Annotated in this window: 16 protein-coding genes and 1 tRNA gene; 12 read left to right on the forward strand and 5 right to left on the reverse strand. The window is 66.1% G+C overall.

Going from position 1 to position 17,648, the window contains the following annotated elements:
- The first annotated feature begins 29 nt into the window (after nucleotides 1–29).
- Nucleotides 30–1,373, forward strand: a complete 1,344-nt coding sequence (locus WFL22_RS01665; protein ID WP_336991205.1) for an NAD(P)/FAD-dependent oxidoreductase — start codon at nucleotides 30–32, stop codon at nucleotides 1,371–1,373.
- 207 nt (nucleotides 1,374–1,580) lie between these two features.
- Here WFL22_RS01665 and WFL22_RS01670 read toward each other — a convergent pair whose 3' ends face one another.
- Complete coding sequence (locus WFL22_RS01670) at nucleotides 1,581–3,050, reverse strand: helix-turn-helix domain-containing protein (RefSeq protein WP_336991207.1); 1,470 nt, start codon at nucleotides 3,048–3,050, stop codon at nucleotides 1,581–1,583.
- 130 nt (nucleotides 3,051–3,180) lie between these two features.
- On the opposite strand from WFL22_RS01670, the gene WFL22_RS01675 reads away from it, so the two are divergent.
- On the forward strand, nucleotides 3,181–5,034 hold the full coding sequence (locus tag WFL22_RS01675) for a phosphoenolpyruvate carboxykinase (GTP) (protein ID WP_336991208.1): 1,854 nt from the start codon (nucleotides 3,181–3,183) through the stop codon (nucleotides 5,032–5,034).
- 176 nt (nucleotides 5,035–5,210) lie between these two features.
- Here the strand turns inward: WFL22_RS01675 and WFL22_RS01680 are convergent, their stop codons facing one another.
- The gene (locus WFL22_RS01680) at nucleotides 5,211–5,750 is read right to left on the reverse strand and encodes a TspO/MBR family protein (protein WP_336991209.1); all 540 of its coding nucleotides are present in this window, start codon (nucleotides 5,748–5,750) and stop codon (nucleotides 5,211–5,213) included.
- 103 nt (nucleotides 5,751–5,853) lie between these two features.
- Nucleotides 5,854–6,021 (reverse strand): hypothetical protein, encoded by a 168-nt coding sequence (locus WFL22_RS01685; protein WP_161608008.1) that lies wholly within the window; start codon nucleotides 6,019–6,021, stop codon nucleotides 5,854–5,856.
- A 149-nt stretch (nucleotides 6,022–6,170) separates the two neighbouring features.
- Between WFL22_RS01685 and WFL22_RS01690 the strand changes: the two genes are divergently transcribed.
- Nucleotides 6,171–6,434: a hypothetical protein gene (locus tag WFL22_RS01690; protein WP_336991210.1), complete on the forward strand. Its 264-nt coding sequence runs from the start codon at nucleotides 6,171–6,173 to the stop codon at nucleotides 6,432–6,434.
- A 42-nt stretch (nucleotides 6,435–6,476) separates the two neighbouring features.
- On the opposite strand, the gene WFL22_RS01695 is transcribed toward WFL22_RS01690, so the two are convergent.
- Nucleotides 6,477–6,550 (reverse strand) — tRNA-Leu (locus WFL22_RS01695).
- A gap of 57 nt (nucleotides 6,551–6,607) precedes the next feature.
- Here WFL22_RS01695 and WFL22_RS01700 point away from each other — a divergent pair.
- The 7 genes from WFL22_RS01700 (at nucleotide 6,608) to WFL22_RS01730 (ending at nucleotide 14,295) form a co-directional block, all read left to right on the forward strand.
- Nucleotides 6,608–6,757, forward strand: a complete 150-nt coding sequence (locus tag WFL22_RS01700; RefSeq protein WP_169447474.1) for a hypothetical protein — start codon at nucleotides 6,608–6,610, stop codon at nucleotides 6,755–6,757.
- Nucleotides 6,758–6,865: 108 nt separating this feature from the next.
- Nucleotides 6,866–8,119, forward strand: a complete 1,254-nt coding sequence (locus tag WFL22_RS01705) for an alanine racemase (protein ID WP_336991211.1) — start codon at nucleotides 6,866–6,868, stop codon at nucleotides 8,117–8,119.
- On the forward strand, nucleotides 8,116–9,468 hold the full coding sequence (locus WFL22_RS01710) for a D-arabinono-1,4-lactone oxidase (RefSeq protein ID WP_336991213.1): 1,353 nt from the start codon (nucleotides 8,116–8,118) through the stop codon (nucleotides 9,466–9,468). Before WFL22_RS01705 ends, WFL22_RS01710 begins: the two co-directional genes overlap by 4 nt.
- A 128-nt stretch (nucleotides 9,469–9,596) precedes the next feature.
- Nucleotides 9,597–10,166 carry a LemA family protein gene (locus WFL22_RS01715; protein ID WP_336651437.1) on the forward strand — a complete coding sequence of 190 codons (570 nt, stop codon included), beginning with the start codon at nucleotides 9,597–9,599 and terminating at the stop codon, nucleotides 10,164–10,166.
- A gap of 12 nt (nucleotides 10,167–10,178) precedes the next feature.
- Nucleotides 10,179–11,054 (forward strand): M48 family metalloprotease, encoded by an 876-nt coding sequence (locus WFL22_RS01720; protein ID WP_336991214.1) that lies wholly within the window; start codon nucleotides 10,179–10,181, stop codon nucleotides 11,052–11,054.
- Between the two features lie 104 nt (nucleotides 11,055–11,158).
- On the forward strand, nucleotides 11,159–12,697 hold the full coding sequence (locus WFL22_RS01725; RefSeq protein ID WP_336651654.1) for an MFS transporter: 1,539 nt from the start codon (nucleotides 11,159–11,161) through the stop codon (nucleotides 12,695–12,697).
- Between the two features lie 62 nt (nucleotides 12,698–12,759).
- Complete coding sequence (locus WFL22_RS01730; protein ID WP_336651435.1) at nucleotides 12,760–14,295, forward strand: aspartate ammonia-lyase; 1,536 nt, start codon at nucleotides 12,760–12,762, stop codon at nucleotides 14,293–14,295.
- A gap of 133 nt (nucleotides 14,296–14,428) precedes the next feature.
- Here the strand turns inward: WFL22_RS01730 and WFL22_RS01735 are convergent, their stop codons facing one another.
- Nucleotides 14,429–15,298: a fumarylacetoacetate hydrolase family protein gene (locus WFL22_RS01735; protein WP_336991215.1), complete on the reverse strand. Its 870-nt coding sequence runs from the start codon at nucleotides 15,296–15,298 to the stop codon at nucleotides 14,429–14,431.
- Nucleotides 15,299–15,486: 188 nt separating this feature from the next.
- Between WFL22_RS01735 and WFL22_RS01740 the strand changes: the two genes are divergently transcribed.
- The gene (locus WFL22_RS01740; RefSeq protein WP_336651433.1) at nucleotides 15,487–15,858 is read left to right on the forward strand and encodes an FKBP-type peptidyl-prolyl cis-trans isomerase; all 372 of its coding nucleotides are present in this window, start codon (nucleotides 15,487–15,489) and stop codon (nucleotides 15,856–15,858) included.
- 278 nt (nucleotides 15,859–16,136) lie between these two features.
- Nucleotides 16,137–17,612 carry an NCS2 family permease gene (locus tag WFL22_RS01745; protein ID WP_442918950.1) on the forward strand — a complete coding sequence of 492 codons (1,476 nt, stop codon included), beginning with the start codon at nucleotides 16,137–16,139 and terminating at the stop codon, nucleotides 17,610–17,612.
- The last annotated feature ends 36 nt before the right edge of the window (nucleotides 17,613–17,648 follow it).

Raw genomic sequence — 17,648 nt, forward strand, 5'->3', positions numbered from 1 at the left:
CACGCTCACTGCATCAAGGAGACCGCTTCGTGGCGAAGAAGATTCTGATCGTTGGTGGTGGCTACGCCGGCTTCTACACCGCATGGAAGCTCGAGAAGCTGCTCCGTGCAGGCGAGGCCGAGGTCACGATCGTCGATCCGCTGCCCTACATGGCCTACCTGCCCTTCCTTCCCGAGGTTGCTGCTGGTTCGATCGAGCCGCGTCACGCGGTTGTGGCCCGCCGTCGGCACCTCACCAGCACGCACAACATCGCGGGCAAGGTGACGGGCATCTCGCACGCCACCAAGACCGCGACGGTGACCCCAAACGAGGGTGAACCCTTCGACTTCGAGTACGACCACATCGTCGTCACCACCGGCTCGGTCTCGCGCACCTTCCCCATCGCGGGCATCGCCGAGAACGCCATCGGCATGAAGACCATCGAAGAAGCCGTCGCCGTGCGCGATCGCCTCGTTGGCAACTTCGAGCGCGCCGCCTCGCTGCCCGCCGGCTCGCCCGAGCGTGCCCGCCTGCTCACCGTCACCGTGGTCGGCGGCGGCTTCGCCGGCATCGAGACGATCTCCGAGCTGCGCTCCTTCGCGACGTCGCTGCTGCGCCGCTACCCCGAGATCTCGTTCGAGGAGACCAAGTTCCACCTCGTCGAGGCCATGGGTCGCATCATGCCCGAGGTCACCGAGAAGCTCGCCGACTGGGTTGTGAAGGATCAGACCCGCCGCGGTGTGAACATCCACCTCGACACGCAGCTCTCCTCCGCAGTCGACGGCAACATCGAGCTGTCGACCGGCGAGAAGTTCGAGTCCGACCTGATCGTCTGGACCGCCGGCGTCATGCCCCGCCCCTTCCTGCGCGGCACCGACCTGCCCATCGGCCCCCGCGGCCACGTCATCGGCAGCCCCGAGCTGCGCATCACCACCGAAGAGGGCGAAGCGCTCGAGGGTGCCTGGACCGCGGGCGACACCTCGCAGACCCCCGACATCTCCTCGACCCCCGGCCCCGGCGGCTTCTGCGTGCCCAACGCGCAGCACGCTGTGCGCCAGGGCCGTCTGCTCGCCAAGAACATCGTCGCCGACCTGCGCGGCGAGGGCGTGCGCCAGTACATCCACAAGAACATGGGCGCTGTTGCCGGCCTCGGCGTGAACACCGGCGTGTTCCGTTCGGGTGGCAACTTCGCGATGAAGGGCTACTTCGCGTGGCTCGCGCACCGCTTCTACCACGGCCTCGCGATCCCCACGTGGGAGCGCAAGTGGCGCGTGTTCGGCGGTTGGGTGGGTCACTTCTTCCTGGGCCGCGACATCGTCAACATCGAGGCCGTGCAGGAGCCCCGCGCGATCTTCGAGGAGTTCGCTTCGCGCCCCAAGCCGAAGACCGACTAACACCTCCACGGCGCCCCGAGCGCCTCACCCCGAGAGCCCCGCAGCGTTTCGCCGCGGGGCTCTCGGCGTATGCGCGAGCTGCGGGTGCTGGTGCAGGTGCTCGTGCTCGCGAGCATGCTGCTCGGGTGACCTCGATGGGGTGAGGCCTAATGCTCCCCGGCTTGTGAGCCGGGCGCCTCCGGCGGAGAAACGCTGACGCGTTTCTCCCTAAGCCTCCGGCGCATGCTTCGAGAGGAACTCGTACATGGCGGTGTCGTCGACGCCGGGGAAGGTGCCCGTCGGCAGTGGCGAGAGCACGTGCTGGTGCATGCGGGCGCTCGGCCAGGCCTTGCCCTGCCAGCGGCTCAGCAGCTCCGGGGCGGCGGTGCGGCAGCAGGCTTCGTCGGGGCAGGTTGATACGCGGCGCTCTGTCGTGTCACGGCCGCGGAACCACTTCGCATCGTCGAAGGCCACCCCACAGGCGATCGCGAACGGGCCCTGCTCTGCGTCGCCCGTTTGCACGCTCGACCAGAAGGTGCCGGCGGGGGTGTCGGTGTACTGGTAGAACTCGCTGGTGCGATTGGTGCGGTGGAACGCGGTGCGGCCGCCCCACTTGTGGCAGAGCATTTCGCCCTCGATCGACCCTGAGGCGTCGCTCGGAAACGGCAGATCGTCGTTCTCGTAGCCGCGCACCAGCACCCCCTCGCCATCGGCGCGGTAGTGGTGCACCCGCAGCTCGAGGTGCCGGGTGGCGAGGTTCGTGAAACGGTGCGCTGCGGCCTCGTGCGTGACGCCGAACGCGTCGCGCAGATCTTCGATCGCCAGATTGCGGTTGCGTTTCGCTTGCTGCAGGAAGTCGACCGCTCGCGCTTCGGGCATCAGGCAGGCTGCCGCGAAGTAGTTGATCTGCAGTCGCTGCTCCAAGAACTGGGCGTAGCTTGCCGGTTCGGCGTGGCCGAGCACGCGGTGCGCCATGGCCTGCAGCGCCAGCGAGCGCAGGCCGTGCCCGCCGGGAATTGAGGCCGGGGGCAGGTAGATGCGCCCGTTTTCGAGGTCGGTAATGCTGCGCGTGTTCGAGGGCAGATCGTCGACGAAGATCAGCGTAAACCCGAGCATTTCGGCGAGCATCGCCACGGTTCGGTGGGTGACGGCGCCGGTGGTGTGCCCAACACGGCGCATCAGGTCTGAGGCGATGAGCTCGATTTCGTGGATGTAGTTGTCGCGCTCGCGCATTTGGAGGCGGATCGCGGTGTTCGCACGGCGTGCCTCCTCTGAGGTGGCGGCGGCTGCGCGCGATCGCCGTGTCAGTTCGCGGTGCAGGCCGACCAATGATTCGAGTGCGTCGTCGCCGAGGGTGCGCGGAGTGCGCACGTGGGGGAGGCCGAGGCGCATGTAGGCCGGTGTGCTCTGCGCACGTTCGAGTTCGATTTCGAGGGCGCTGCGGTGATCCGGAGCCTCGCGGCGCAGCAACTCCGATGGATCGATGCCGAGCTCGCGCGCGATGGCCTGAAGCAGGCCGAGTCTTGGCTCGCGGCGGCCATTCTCGATGTGCGAGAGCTGGCTTGCGACCACGCCGACGCGCTCGCCCAGCTGTTCGAGGGTGAGGCCGGCGCGGGCTCGGAAGAAGCGCAGTCGCTTGCCAAGGAGCAGACGGTCGAGTTCGGATTCGCCCTGGGCGGGTGTCGCATCGGGTGCCATTCTTTGACTATATGTCAAGAATCTGGAAAATTTACAGCCCATTTGGTGAATGGGGGATGAACGGGCTACAGAGAATGGAGATGTCACCGATTCTTCACCGACGATGTGCGAACCCGAGGAGAACGAAGGTATGAGCGCCACCCAGATCATCGAGGCCGAGACCGCGAACGCGATCGCCGACCTCGTGCGAGCGACTGCAACCACCGCCAACGAGGAGGTGCTGCACTGGGTGACCGAGGTTGCCGAGCTGACGAAGCCCGCTGAGGTGGTCTGGTGCGATGGTTCTCAGGATGAATGGAACCGCATCACCTCTGAGATGGTCGAGGCAGGATCCCTGATCCCGCTCAACAAGGATCTTCGCCCGGGAAGCTTCCTCGCCCGTTCGCACCCCGCCGACGTCGCCCGCGTCGAGGACCGCACCTTCATCTGCTCCGAGAAGGAGGAGGACGCCGGCCCCACGAACAACTGGGTCGCTCCCGCCGAGATGAAGGCCGAGCTCATGCCGCTCTTCGACGGCGCCATGCGCGGTCGCACCATGTATGTGGTGCCCTTCTCGATGGGCCCTGTTGGTGGCGCCATCACCCAGCTCGGCATCGAGATCACTGACTCGCCCTACGCCGTGCTCAACATGCGCATCATGACCCGCATGGGGCAGCCTGCCCTCGACGGCATCAAGCCGGGCAGCGAGTGGGTGCGCACGGTGCACTCGGTTGGCGCGCCGCTCGATGAGGGCCAGGACGATGTTGCGTGGCCCTGCAACGACACCAAGTACATCACCCACTTCCCCGAGACCCTCGAGGTGTGGTCGTACGGCTCGGGCTACGGCGGCAACGCCCTGCTCTCGAAGAAATGCTTCGCGCTGCGCATCGCCTCGGTGATGGGCCGCAACGAGGGCTGGCTCGCAGAGCACATGCTGCTGCTCAAGCTCACGAACGTTGAAACCGGCAAGGCATACCACCTGTCGGCGGCCTTCCCGTCGGCTTGCGGCAAGACCAACCTCGCGATGCTGCAGCCCACGATCCCAGGCTGGAAGGTCGAGACCATCGGCGACGACATCGCCTGGCTGCGCCCCGGCAAGGATGGTCGCCTCTACGCGATCAACCCCGAGGCGGGCTTCTTTGGCGTCGCTCCTGGCACCGGCGAGTCGACCAACCCCGTCGCGATGGAGACACTGTGGGGCAACACCATCTTCACGAACGTCGCGCTGACCGATGACGGCGACGTCTGGTGGGAGGGTAAGACCGACAAGGTGCCCGCGCACCTGACCGACTGGCAGGGCAACGACTGGACCCCCGACGCCGACCGCCCCGCAGCGCACCCCAACTCGCGCTTCACGGTGCCGATCCAGCAGACCCCTTCGCTCGCCGCCGACTGGTACGAGCAGGATGGTGTGCCGCTCGACGCGATCCTCTTCGGCGGTCGCCGCGCCACCAATGTGCCGCTGGTTGCCCAGTCGCTTTCCTGGGAGCACGGCGTGTTCGTCGGCGCGACGGTGTCGTCTGAGAAGACCGCCGCTCAGGAGGGCACCGTGGGCGAGCTGCGCCGCGATCCCTTCGCGATGCTGCCGTTCTGCGGCTACAACATGGCCGACTACTGGGGCCACTGGCTTGAGATGGGGGATACCCTCGGCGACAAGGCTCCCAAGGTGTTCCAGGTGAACTGGTTCCGCAAGGGTGCCGACGGCCGCTTCCTGTGGCCCGGCTTCGGCGACAACTCGCGTGTGATCGACTGGATCATCCGCAGTGTCGAGGGCGAGGTCTCGGGCCGCGAGACCGCGATCGGCACCGTGCCCGCCGAGGGCGAGCTCAACCTTGACGGCATCGAGGTGCCTGCCGAGGATCTTGCGGAGCTGTTCGCGATTGATCCCGAGTCGTGGCTCGCGGAGGCCGAGCTCACGGAGGAGTTCTTCGCTCAGTTCGGTGACCGCGTGCCTGCGGCTCTGCGTGAGCAGCTCGCGCAGCTGCGCCAGCGCCTCAGCGCCTAAGCGCGCGGCTCGGCCCGTGCGCCGATCCGCCGCCCTGGGATCTGTCCCAGGGGCGACATAGACCGTAAGCCCCGTCGTTCTGCCCAACGGCGGGGCTTACTCTTTCTCGCGGATCGCGGATCGCGGATCGCGGATCGCGGATCGCGGATCGCGGATCGCGGATCCTGCTGCGTCCGCTAGTTGAGCGCGATGACCGCGACGTTCAGCGACGTCGCGAAGATCAGCCAGAGCAGGTAGGGGATCATGATCCAGGAGGCGATCCGCGAGAGCGGAGCCGCTGTGATCCCGAGCAGGATGACTGATGCCATCAGCGCAACCATGATTGCGAGCGCCACCCACCAGGCGGCTGCGCCCATGAGGGGGTAGCCGGCGAAGAACACGGGCGTCCAGAGCGCGTTCAGCACGAGTTGCGTCACGAACAGACGCAGCACCCCAGGTGCAGCGTTGGGGGCGTCGGAGCGTGCACCCGATCGCCAGATCAGCCAGCCCGCCAGCGCGATCAGCGCATACAGCACCGACCACACCGGCCCGAAGACCGCATTCGGTGGACTCCAGGGGGCTTTGTGGGCTTCGGCGTACCATCCGTCGATGTTGGTGGTGCTCGCCAGCGATCCGCCCCACGCGACCAGCGAGACCGCTGCCAGCATCGCAACACCGACCGCGATCTGCCGCGCCACCGTTGGGCGGGGCACCGCCCGCCGTGTTACATCTTGCATCGTTGCGCCCCTTTCGCTGCGTGTCGCGTGGGCTGCCACCGTAGCAAACCACGATCTCCGCAACCAGGGGGTGGTGTTTTGGAGGGGTGCGTCTACGGGCGGGCTACTCGTCGAGGATGATGTCGCTCGCGCGCAGCGCGCGCTGCTCGGCCTCATCGAGTTCGAGGACCGTGCCATCCGACCCCAGCCAGTACCACGCGCTCAGGTCGGGGCCCGGCGCGTCGCGGCGGGTGAGAGTGTAGGTGACGCCATCGAGCTCTTTGGTGTTCATGCCCCCGACTATATCCGTGCTTTGAGTTCGCCGCGGCGGCGGCCCACTACCACCCGGGGGGTTCTGCGGCAAGGGTGTTCCATCGTGAGAGCCAGTCGATCAGGCTGGGAAGCGTCGCATTGCAATGCATACGAGGAAAGGTGGAAACCATGAGCACGCGCAAGCAAATCAAGAAGGCCGCAGAAGCCACGGCTTGGAACCCTATGAAGACTCTCAACGCGTGGGGAGTACGAAGCTCGCACGCTTACAGCCTGGGCCTTCTCTCAGTGGGGGTGTCATTTCTGACCTGGGTGCTCTCGCGCGGCAAAGGTGATGAGAAGCCGCAGTCGGACCGCTGGGGGCTTTTCATCGGTGAGTGGGCTCCGACACTGTTCGCGCTTGGAGTGGGGCTCAAGATCGAAGAGGAGTCTTGAGCGAAAGCCCCTCACCCTGCGCGGAGGCACGACCACAGCAAGTGCCCCCACTGGGATTCGAACCCAGACTGTGCCGATTTTAAGTCGGCTGCCTCTGCCGGTTGGGCTATGGGGGCAACGCCACAATCTTGCCACGCGCTCACCTCGGCCCGCGCACGGCGTAGGCTGGGGCGATGGTTTTCGGCAAGGCACTGCTCGTGATCGTCATCGTCGTCACGATTCTGCTAGCGCTGTTTCTGCGCGTCCGCGCGTGGCGGGCGCGACGGGCTCAGGAGCGGGCGGTCTGGCAGGCGGAGCTTGACCGGGATCTGCGCGGCGACTGACGCCACATCAGCTCCGCAGCACGACCCCTACTGAGACCGAGTCCCGTTCAGGCGCCCGGCCCACCAAGCCCTTCCCGTCGATGCCCGCCACCCCCTACACTGCGATACATGACACTCGATCTCGCCACCGCAGAGGTGCGGGCTGCGGCCGAGCGGCGCCCCTGGTGCGATGCGGATCGCTTCTGGCGCGCCCTGGACGAAGCGACGCGCGATCGACCGGCGCCGGTCGTCGCGTTGAGCGTCGAAGTGTTGAGCTACAACGCGCATGATCTGCTGCGGCGTGCTGGCGGGTTGCCGATCCGCGTTGCCAGCAAGTCGGTGCGGTCGCGTCCGGTGCTTGACGCGGTGCTTGCGCTGCCGGGGTTTCGGGGTGTGCTGGCGTTCACGCTCGCGGAGGCCTTGTGGTTGGCGTCGAGCATCGATGATGTGGTGGTGGGGTATCCCACGGCTGACCGCGCTGCGCTTGCGTCGCTCGGCCGCGATGAGCAGGCGGCGGCTCGGGTGACAATAATGGTCGACAGTGCGGATCAGCTCGACTTGATCGACGCCGCGATCTCCCCGAGTGAGCGTTCGTCGATCCGCGTGTGCCTCGACCTCGATGCTTCGTGGCGCACCCGTGCGCTCGGGCATCTGGGGGTGCGACGTTCGCCGATCCGCACCCCAGAGCAGTTGCGTGAGCTTGCTGAGATCGTTGCGCGGCGGCCTGGCTTCGAACTTGTCGGGGTGATGGCATACGAGGCGCAGATAGCGGGAGTAGCCGATGCGCCCGCCGGTCGGGGCGCTGAGGGTGCCCTGTTGCGGGCCGTGCAGCGGGCGAGCGCTGCGGAACTGGCGGATCGCCGCGCCGCAGCGGTTGCAGCGGTGCGCGGGATTGCGGAACTGGAGTTCGTGAACGGCGGCGGCACGGGTTCGATCGAGCGCACGGTTGCGGAGTCGGCGGTGACCGAGGTTGCGGCGGGCAGCGGGTTGTACGGGCCGCACCTCTTCGACCACTATCGCGCCTTCGCGCCGGCCCCGGCGTTGGCCTTCGCGCTCGATGTGGTGCGCAAGCCTTCGCCTGATCTGGCAACGCTGCTCGGCGGCGGCTGGATCGCCTCTGGCCCCGCGGCGGCCGACCGTCTGCCGCTGCCGGTGTGGCCGGCCGGGCTCGGCTTCGAACCGCGCGAGGGTGCGGGGGAGGTGCAGACCCCTGTGCGGGGCGCGGCCGCGCGCGATCTGCACGTGGGCGACAGGGTGTGGCTGCGACATGCCAAGGCGGGCGAAGCGTTGGAGCACACGGCCGATATTGTGCCGGTGCGCGCTGACGGGACGGCGCTGCCGCCGATCCCGAGCTATCGAGGAGAGGGGCGGTGCTTCCTGTGACCGGGAGACAGAACGAGCAGTCGGCGCTGGGGCCGCACGCCCGCTGGCACACCAGTTGGAGCAACTGGGCGCGCACTGAGCGCTCACGGCCCGAGCTTGAGATCGTGCCGCGCGACGTTGCGCAGATCGAGCTCGCGGTGCAGCGCGCTCGGGAGACGGGTCGCACGGTGAAGCCGATCGGCGCCTCTCACAGCTTCACGGGTATTGGTGCCACTGATGGGATCCGCATTGATATGAGTCGCCTGCGGGGTCTGGTGTCGGCCGATCCTGCCCGCGGCCGCGTCACCCTGTGGGGTGGTACGCACCTGTGGGAGTTGCCTGCAATCCTGGGTCCGCTCGGTCTTGCGCTTCCCAATATGGGTGACATTGACAGGCAGACGATCACGGGTGCCACGCAGACGGGCACCCACGGCACCGGTGTGCGGCTTGGTGGTCTCGCGACGGGTGTGGTGGGCGCGACGATAGTGACGGGCGCTGGCGAAACCCTGGTGATTGATGAGGATCATCATGCGGAGCTGCTGCCGGCGGTCGCTCTTGGGCTCGGCGCGCTCGGGGTGCTGGTGACGGTGACGCTGCAGTGCGTGCCGCGCTATCTGCTGCGGGCTGAGGAGGCGCCGATGCCGCTTGATGAGGTGCTTGACGGGTTTGTGGAGCGCACGCGACAGGTGGATCACTTCGAGTTTTTCTGGTTTCCGCACACCCGTGGCGCGCGTACGAAGACCAACACTCGGTTGCCGTTCGATGCGGATCGCGCGCCGTTGAGCCGTGCCGCCCGCTTCGCCGATGAGGAGCTTGCCAACAATGTGGCGTTCGGTGCGTGCACCGCGATCGGCGGGGTGCTGCCTGCCGCCATTCCGCGCATCAACAGGCTGATCGAGTCGCTGTCGAGCCGACGTGTGTACAGCGATGAGTCGCACCGGGTGTATGTCACGCACCGCCGGGTGCGGTTCCATGAGATGGAGTTCGGCTTGCCGCTCGAGGCGGTGCCTGATGCGGTGCGCGAGCTGCGTGCGATGATCGAGCGGCGCGGCTATCTGGTGTCGTTCCCGGTTGAGGTGCGTGCGGCTGCTGCTGATGGTCTGCTGCTGTCGACGGCGCATGGGCGGGAAACCGGGTATGTGGCGGTGCACCGGTATTGGAAGGATCGGGATCGCGGCTATTTTCGTGACGCTGAGGCGATTCTGGCCGCGCATGGCGGCCGCCCGCACTGGGGCAAGATGCACACGCAGACTGCTGACTCGCTGCGTGAGCGGTATGCGGCGTTCGATGAGTTTGTGGCGGTTCGGGATCGGCTTGATCCTGACCGGCTTTTCACGAATTCGTATCTGGAGCGGGTGCTGGGGCGCTGAACAGATTTGGGTGTCTGTGCGGGTGGCAAGGCTCGCCGCGTGCGGTCGCTTGCGCCTCGGCGTGACCGCGGTGGTGAGCGCCCCGTATCCTCAGTATTTTCATTGCCTTCGTGGCATATGATGCACACATGTCTGGTGGATTGATTGCCCTGCTCATCGCAGCTGGCGTGCTCGTGCTGCTGATCGGCTACGTCTGGATCACATACAACTCTCTCGTTACGCTGCGTGTGCGCGTTGACGAGGCGTGGAGCGATATCACGGTGCAGTTGAAGCGTCGTGCCGATCTGATTCCCTCGCTGGTTGAGTCGGTGAAGGGCTACGCTGCGCATGAGAAGGGCGTCTTCGAAGACGTCACGAAGGCCCGCGCTGAGACCATCTCTGCGCAGGGCCCGGCTGAGGCTTCCGCCGCTGAGAACCACATGCAGCAGGCTCTGAAGAGCATCTTCGCGGTGGCTGAGGCCTACCCGCAGTTGCAGGCCAGCCAGAACTTCCTTCAGCTGCAGAGCGAGCTCGTCGACACCGAGAACAAGATTCAAGCTTCGCGCCGGTTCTACAACGGTGGCGTGCGCGAGTACAACACCAAGATCCAGGTGTTCCCCAACACGCTGTTCGCCCGCGGCATGGGCTTCACCGAGCGTGAGTTCTTCGAGGTCGAAGACGTCGCTTCGATCTCCGAGCCGCCGCGCATCCAGTTCTAACCGGGGCGGTCCGTGTACAGCGCGATTCGCCGCAACAAGGTCAACAGCGTCCTCATCATCCTGCTGTTCGTCGCCATCATCGGTGCGCTCGGCTGGCTGGCGGCTTACATCTACAACTCGCCTGGCATCGTCATTACCGTGGTGGTGTTCGCGGCTGGGTACGCGCTGATTCAGTATTTCGCCGCTGGTCGGCAGGCGATCTCGATGAGCGGGGCGCAGCGCATTACCGAGGCTGACAACCCGCGTCTGTATCGGATCGTCGAGAATCTTTCCATCACCACGGGCACGCCGATGCCCGAGGTGTATATCGTGAACGATCCGGCCCCCAATGCCTTTGCGACGGGACGCAACCCTGAGCACGCGATGGTGGCGGCCACGACAGGCCTGCTCGACATCATGACCGACTCCGAACTCGAGGGCGTCATGGCCCACGAGCTGGGGCACGTGCGCAACTATGACATCCGCGTTTCGATGATCGTGTACGGCTTGGTCGTGGCGATTGGCATGCTGGCCGACATGTTCATGCGTATGGCGTTCTTCGCGCGCGGCAATAACAACAACGGCAACCCTGTGGTGCTGATCTTTGGTCTGGTTGCGATGCTGGTCGCACCCCTGATTGCATCGGTCGTGCAGTTGGCGGTGTCGCGGCAGCGCGAGTATCTCGCCGACGCCACGGGTGCGCTCACGACGCGCCACCCTGAAGCGCTTGCGAGCGCGCTGCACAAGCTTTCCGAGTATGGACGGCCGTTGCAGAAGCAGCAGTCGAGCATGGCGCATCTGTGGATTGCGGATCCGCTGAAGCCCGGCCTGATGAGCCGTCTGTTCGCGACCCACCCGCCGATCCCGGATCGTATCCGCCGTCTGCTTGACATGGGCGGCAAGTTCTAGGGGCTCCTTCCGTGTTTTGCCGCGTCAAGCCCCTGCCGCGGCGGGGCGCGGGGGCGTAGGGTAGGGGGCACCGAGCCGAGGAGGTCGCCCCAGTCGTGTCGAACATGTTCCGCTCCCTCTCGGTGCGCAATTACCGCATCTGGTTCACGGGAGCGCTCGTGTCGAATGTGGGCGCTTGGATGCAGGCGACCACCCAGAACTGGGTGGTGCTGACCGAGCTCACCGACACGAATGCTGCAGCCGTCGGGGTGACGATGGCGTTGCAGTTCGGGCCGCAGTTGCTACTCGTGCCGTTCAGCGGTGCGGTGGCGGATCGCTTCGACCGTCGTCGGGTGCTGCTGGTGACGCAGTCGCTGCTGATGCTGCTTGCGGCGGCGCTGGGTCTGCTGCTCATTACGGGGCAAGCGCAGCTGTGGCATCTGTACGGCTTCGCACTCGCGCTCGGCGTGGTGAACGCCTTTGATACGACCTCGCGGCAAGCTTTTGTCTCTGACCTGGTGGGGCCGACGCAGCTGTCGAATGCGGTTGCGCTCAATTCCGCGTCGTTCAATTCGGCGCGCCTGGTGGGCCCGGCTGTTGCTGGGGTGTTGATCGCGGTTGTGGGTTCGGGGTGGGTGTTCCTGATCAACGCGGCGTCGTTTGTCGCGGTGCTGGGGGCGTTGCTGCTGATCGATTCGCGCCCTGAGCGTGCGGATCGCGGATCGCGGGAGTCGCAGTGGCGTCAGCTTTCGGCAGGGTTTCGGTATGTGCGTGCGAGACACGACCTGCTCGTGATCTTTGTGATGGTGTTCTTGGTGGGCGCGTTCAGCATGAATTTTCCGGTGATCTCGTCGACGATGGCTGTCGAGTTCGGCAGGGGTGCCGGAGATTATGGGTTGCTCTCCTCGATTCTCGCGATCGGTTCGTTATCGGGGGCGCTGCTTGCCGCGCGCCGGCCGTCGGCGCGCATGCGGGTGGTGATTCTTGCGGTTGGCGGCATCGGGGTGGTGAGCCTGGTGGCGGCGGTCATGCCGACGTTCTGGACCTTCGCGGCAACGCTCGTGTTCTTCGGTCTTGCGATCTCGACGATGCTCACCACGGCCAATGGGTTTGTGCAGACCACGGCGGCACCTGCGGTGCGGGGCCGTGTGCTGGCGCTGTACATGGCGGTGCTGATGGGCGGCACTCCTGTGGGGGCACCGCTTGTGGGTGCTGCGGCCGATGCGCTTGGCCCGCGATCCACACTGTTCATCAGTGCGGTTGCAGGTTTCGCGGCGTTCGGCGTGGGCGTGGCGTGGCTGTTCACGGAGCGTCGTCTGCGCTTCCACCGCGACGGAGGTATGCGGTTGCGGGTGACCCACGCCGGGCGCCCCGGCGTTGACGATGATCCTGCCAGGCAGACCGAGACGCTGACGGCCCCGCTCGCAGTGCTGCGCCGCGAGGGCGAGCTGATCGGGGCGGGGGAGTCAGCCCCTCAGGACGGCCTGGCGGCGGGCCCGGCGACGGGGATGGTGCGGCTGCCTGATCCGCCCCCTGATGCCGTCGCGGATGCTGATATGCAGGTTCCCCTCGAAGGCGATCAGGAGCCGCGTTTTGGCCCCCGTAACACCCGTGATGATTCTGGGGCTGGGCCCGATGATGAATATCCTGCGGCTCGGCCGTGAGCGGCTGCTGATCTGCGCCGATTCGCGGGTAGGCTATGTGTCGACCCCGCGGTTTCGACCGCATGTTCTCTGACGATGGAGATTTGATACCGGTGAGTGACTTCTTGTCAGCACAAACCCGCACCGAAACGGATTCGCTCGGCAGTGTCGAGATTCCGGCTTCAGCGTACTGGGGGGTGCACACGGCTCGCGCTCACGAGAACTTCCCCATCGCGCGACGACCCATCTCGGTGTACCCCGATTTCATTCGCGCTTTCGCCTGTGTGAAGCAGGCTGCGGCTCGCGCCAACCTTGAGATCGGAGCACTCGACGAGCAGCGCGCCACCCTCATCGATCGCGCCTGCGAAGAGATCAAGACCGGCATGCTGCACGACCAGTTCGTGGTTGGCGTGGTGCAGGGCGGTGCGGGCACCTCGACCAACATGAACGCGAACGAGGTCATCACCAACCGCGCGCTCGAGCTGGCGGGGCACCAGAAGGGCGACTACGCCTTCATCAACCCCAACGACCACACGAACCGCAGCCAGTCGACCAACGACACCTACCCGACCGCGATCAAGATCGCGCTCGCGTTCTCGCTCACGAGCCTGCTCGACGAGCTCGCGCTGCTCGCAGACTCCTTCGCCGCGAAGGGTCGCGAGTTCTCACACATCATCAAGGTGGGCCGCACCCAGCTGCAGGATGCCGTTCCGATGACCCTCGGCCAGGAGTTCAACGCATTCGCCGTGACCCTGCGCGAAGACATCGAGCGTCTCACCGAGGCCGTCTCGCTGCTGCGCGAGGTCAACATGGGTGCGACCGCGATCGGCACCGGCATCAACGCGGCCAAGGGCTACAAGGAGACCGTGATCCGCCACCTGCGCGAGAACACCGGCCTTGAGCTTGAAACCGCCGGCGACCTCGTCGAGTCCACGAGCGACACCGGCGTGTTCATCACCTTCTCGGGTGCCCTCAAGCGCAGCGCGCTGAAGCTCTCAAAGATCTCCAACGATCTGCGTCTGCTCTCCTCCGGCCCGCAGGCGGGTCTCGGCGAGATCAACCTGCCGGCGCGCCAGGCGGGTTCGTCGATCATGCCGGGCAAGGTCAACCCGGTGATCCCCGAGGCGGTGTCGCAGGTCGCCTACTCGGTCGCGGGTGCCGACGTCACCGTGTCGATGGCGGTCGAGGCCGGTCAGCTGCAGCTGAACGCCTTCGAGCCGATTATCGCGCACTCGCTGTTCCAGTCGATCACGTGGCTTGAGCGCGCCTGCCAGACGCTGCGCGTCAACTGCGTCGACGGCATCACCGCGAACGAGGAGCGCCTCGCCGACACCGTTTCGCGTTCGGTCACAGTGATCACCGCGCTCGCGCCGGTGATCGGCTACGCCGAGGCTGCGAAGCTCGCGAAGGAGGCGCTCGCGACCAACGAAAAGGTCTCCGAGCTGGTGGTCTCCCGCGGCCTGCTCGATGAGGCGCAGCTCGCCGATATTCTGCAGCCGCAGAAGCTCGCGGGTCTCGCACCCGAGACCGGGGTCATCGACACCGTGGGTGGCGCTGCGCCGGAGAAGACCGAGGACGGCGAGACCGCCGACGAGGTCGACGAGCCCCAGGGCGAGTAAGCCACGGCACATCACGACGGAGGGCGGCGGATCGGTGATCCGCCGCCCTCCGTTCGCGTTCGGGGCCCGGTTCGGCACACGACAAAGGGCGGGCGGATCCGAGGATCCGCCCGCCCTTCGTCTTGCGCTGCCGCTATTCGGCTGCGATGCAGTGGGAAGTCAGTGCGCCGATGCCCTCAATGGTCACGGTGACGTCGGTGCCGGGGCGCAGGTAGAGCGGGGGCTTGCGCGAGCGGCCAGCGCCACCGGGGGATCCCGTCGAGATGACGGTGCCGGGCAGCAGCGTGAGTGACTGCGAAATCGAGGAGATGAGCTGCGCGACGGTGCGGATCATGAACTCGGTGGTTGAGTCTTGCACGCGCAGATCATCGACGTCGGTGGTGATGCGCAGCACCTGCGGATCGGGGATCTGATCGGCGGTCACCACCACGGGGCCGATCGGGGTGAAGCCGTCGAACGACTTGCAGCGCGACCACTGCGGCTCCTGGAACTGCACGTTGCGGGCCGTGATGTCGTTGATCACGGTGTAGCCGAAGACATAGTCGAGCGCTTCTTCGGGGGAGACGTTCTTGACGGCGCGGCCGATCACCACGGCCAGTTCGCCCTCATAGTCGACCTCTTCACTGATGTGCGCCGGAAGCGGCACTTCGCCCTCGTGGGCGCCGAGCGAATTGGGGAAGAGCGAGAACAGCACCGGGCCTGAGTCGTTGTCGAGGCTCAGCTCGCTGGCGTGCTCATCGTAGTTGAGGCCGACAGCCAGCACGATGGGGGCGCCGATGGCGGCGGGAGCGAAGACCGCGTCTGCGAGCGGAGCCCAGGGGTCTTCCGGCAGTTCGGCGACTGCGCTGCGCAGACGATCAAGCTCCTGCGGGCCGGCCTCGATGAGGTGCTGCAGGGTGGGGTAGTCGGCGCCGAGGCGTCGAACCGGTGCGAAGCGGTCGTCGTGCACGACGACGAGCTCGGGGGTGCCGGAGGGGGAGAGGATCAGGTGCGCGAATCTCACGTCTCCAGCGTAGCCGAGAAGGCGCCGAGCCTGTGTTTCGAGCGGTTCTCTCACGTGTCGATGCGTGATCTTTGTGGGGAGCGCACTGCTGCGGATTGTGCCGCGCTGCCGCGATCAGCCACCGAATGCAGGGTTCCCCGAGAGCGAACGCGTGAGCGACGCCCCGCGGGATCGGACAGAATAGAGGAATGAGTGAATCAGCCATGACCAAGCCGGAGATCGAGTTCCCCGACGGGCCCGCCCCCGCAGAACTGCAGATCGTCGATCTCGTTGAAGGCACCGGCGAGGAGGCGCTTGCCAGCTCGACTGTCGACGTGCACTACCTCGGAGTTGAGTACGACTCGGGCGAAGAGTTCGACTCCTCGTGGAGCCGTGGCGAGTCGATCAACTTCCCGCTGCGCGCCCTCATCCAGGGCTGGCAGGTGGGCATCCCCGGCATGAAGGTCGGCGGCCGCCGCAAGCTCATCGTGCCCCCGGCGCAGGCGTACGGCGTCTCGGGCGGGCACCCCCTCTCGGGCAAGACCCTGATCTTCGTCATCGACCTGCTGGGTGTCAGCTAACCCGGTGCGCAGGACTCGTTGAGCCATTGAGCCCGCCCCCCTCGGGGCGGGCTCTTTTGCGTGCACCCTGCCCTCCTTGCTTCCTTCCTTGTGCACCGATCGACATTCGTGCACCGAAAACCCAAGAAGCGAGGTGCAAGAACATCGATCGGTGCCGCACGGGCCGGGCACCTCAGCAATCCGTGCACCTCAGTGATCCGGGCGGCTCGGCGGTCCAAGGGCACGGATGGTAGCGTTGCTGTGTTCAGCGAACGTTCAGCTTGAGAAACGGAGCCACGGTGGCAGAGGCGAGCCAGGAGACGACGAAGCAGGCCGCGGTGGCGGCCGAACCGAAGGGAGCGCTTGACCGCTTCTTCCACATCACGGAGCGGGGGTCGACATTCGGCACCGAGATCCGGGGTGGGCTCGTCACCTTCGTGACTATGGCGTACATCGTCATTCTCAACCCGATCATCCTCACCAGCGGCGTCGATGTCGAGGGCAATTCGCTCTCGTTCCCCGCTGTCAGCGCGGTGACTGCGCTCACCGCGGGCGTGATGACGATTCTGTTCGGTCTCGTCTCGCGTCTGCCGTTCGGTTTTGCGGCCGGGCTCGGCATCAACGCCTTCCTCGCCTTCTCGGTGGTGGGTCAGGTGACTTGGCCTGAGGCGATGGCACTGGTGGTCATCAACGGTGTGCTCATTGTGCTGCTTGCCGCGACGGGCTTGCGCCGTATGATTTTCGACGCGGTGCCCGTCGAGCTGAAACTTGCGATCACGGTGGGCATCGGCCTCTTCATCGCGTTCATCGGTTTCGTCAACTCTGGCTTCGTGACGGCGACCGGCCAGGGCTCGCCGCCCGTGGGCCTCGGCGTGAACGGCTCGGTCTTCACTGTGCCGACGCTCATCTTCGCGATCACCCTCGTGCTCACCGGCGTGCTCGTGGCAGCCAAGGTGAAGGGTGGCCTGCTCATCGGTCTTGTGACCGGTACCGTGATCTCGGTGATCGTTGAGGCTATCGCGCAGCTCGGGCCCCGCACCGGCGCTGACGGCGAGATCGCGAACCCTGGCGGCTGGGGCCTGACCGTGCCCGAGCTGGGCGGCGCCCCGTTCGGCGTGCCCGATCTCAGCCTCGTGGGTGCGGTCAGCTTTGATCTCGGCCGTGTTGGCGTGGTCACCGTGGTGATGCTCGTCTTCACGCTGCTGTTCACGAACTTCTTCGACGCGATGGGCACGATGACGGGTCTGTCGCGTGAGGCCGGTCTTGCCGATGCGCAGGGCAACTTCCCCCGACTGAAGTCGGCGCTGGTGGTCGAGGGCGTCGGCGCGATCGCGGGCGGCATGACCTCGTCGTCGTCGAACACGGTCTTCATCGAGTCCGGCGCCGGTATCGGCGAGGGCGCGCGCACCGGCTTCGCCAACGTCATCACCGGTCTCATGTTCCTGCTGGCGATGTTCTTCACGCCGCTCACCCAGATCGTGCCCACCGAGGTTGCCGCGGCGGCCCTGGTGATCGTCGGTGCGCTGATGATGGCCCAGATCAAGAACATTGACCTCAGCGACTTCCGCGTGCTGCTGCCCGTCTTCCTCACCGTCGCGGTCATGCCCATGACCTACTCGATCGCCAACGGCATCGGCGCGGGCTTCGTGGCCTGGGTGCTGATCCACGCGCTCAGCGGCCGCGCGCGCAGCATTCACTGGCTGCTGTGGGTCGTCGCGGCGGGCTTCGTGGTCTTCTTCGCTCGTGGCCCGATCGAGGCGTTCCTCGGCGTATAACGTCACGCACGATCAAGCCCCCGGATCCGCCATCAT

It is taken from the genome of Leucobacter sp. VD1 (assembly GCF_037150695.1).
Taxonomy (GTDB): domain Bacteria; phylum Actinomycetota; class Actinomycetes; order Actinomycetales; family Microbacteriaceae; genus Leucobacter.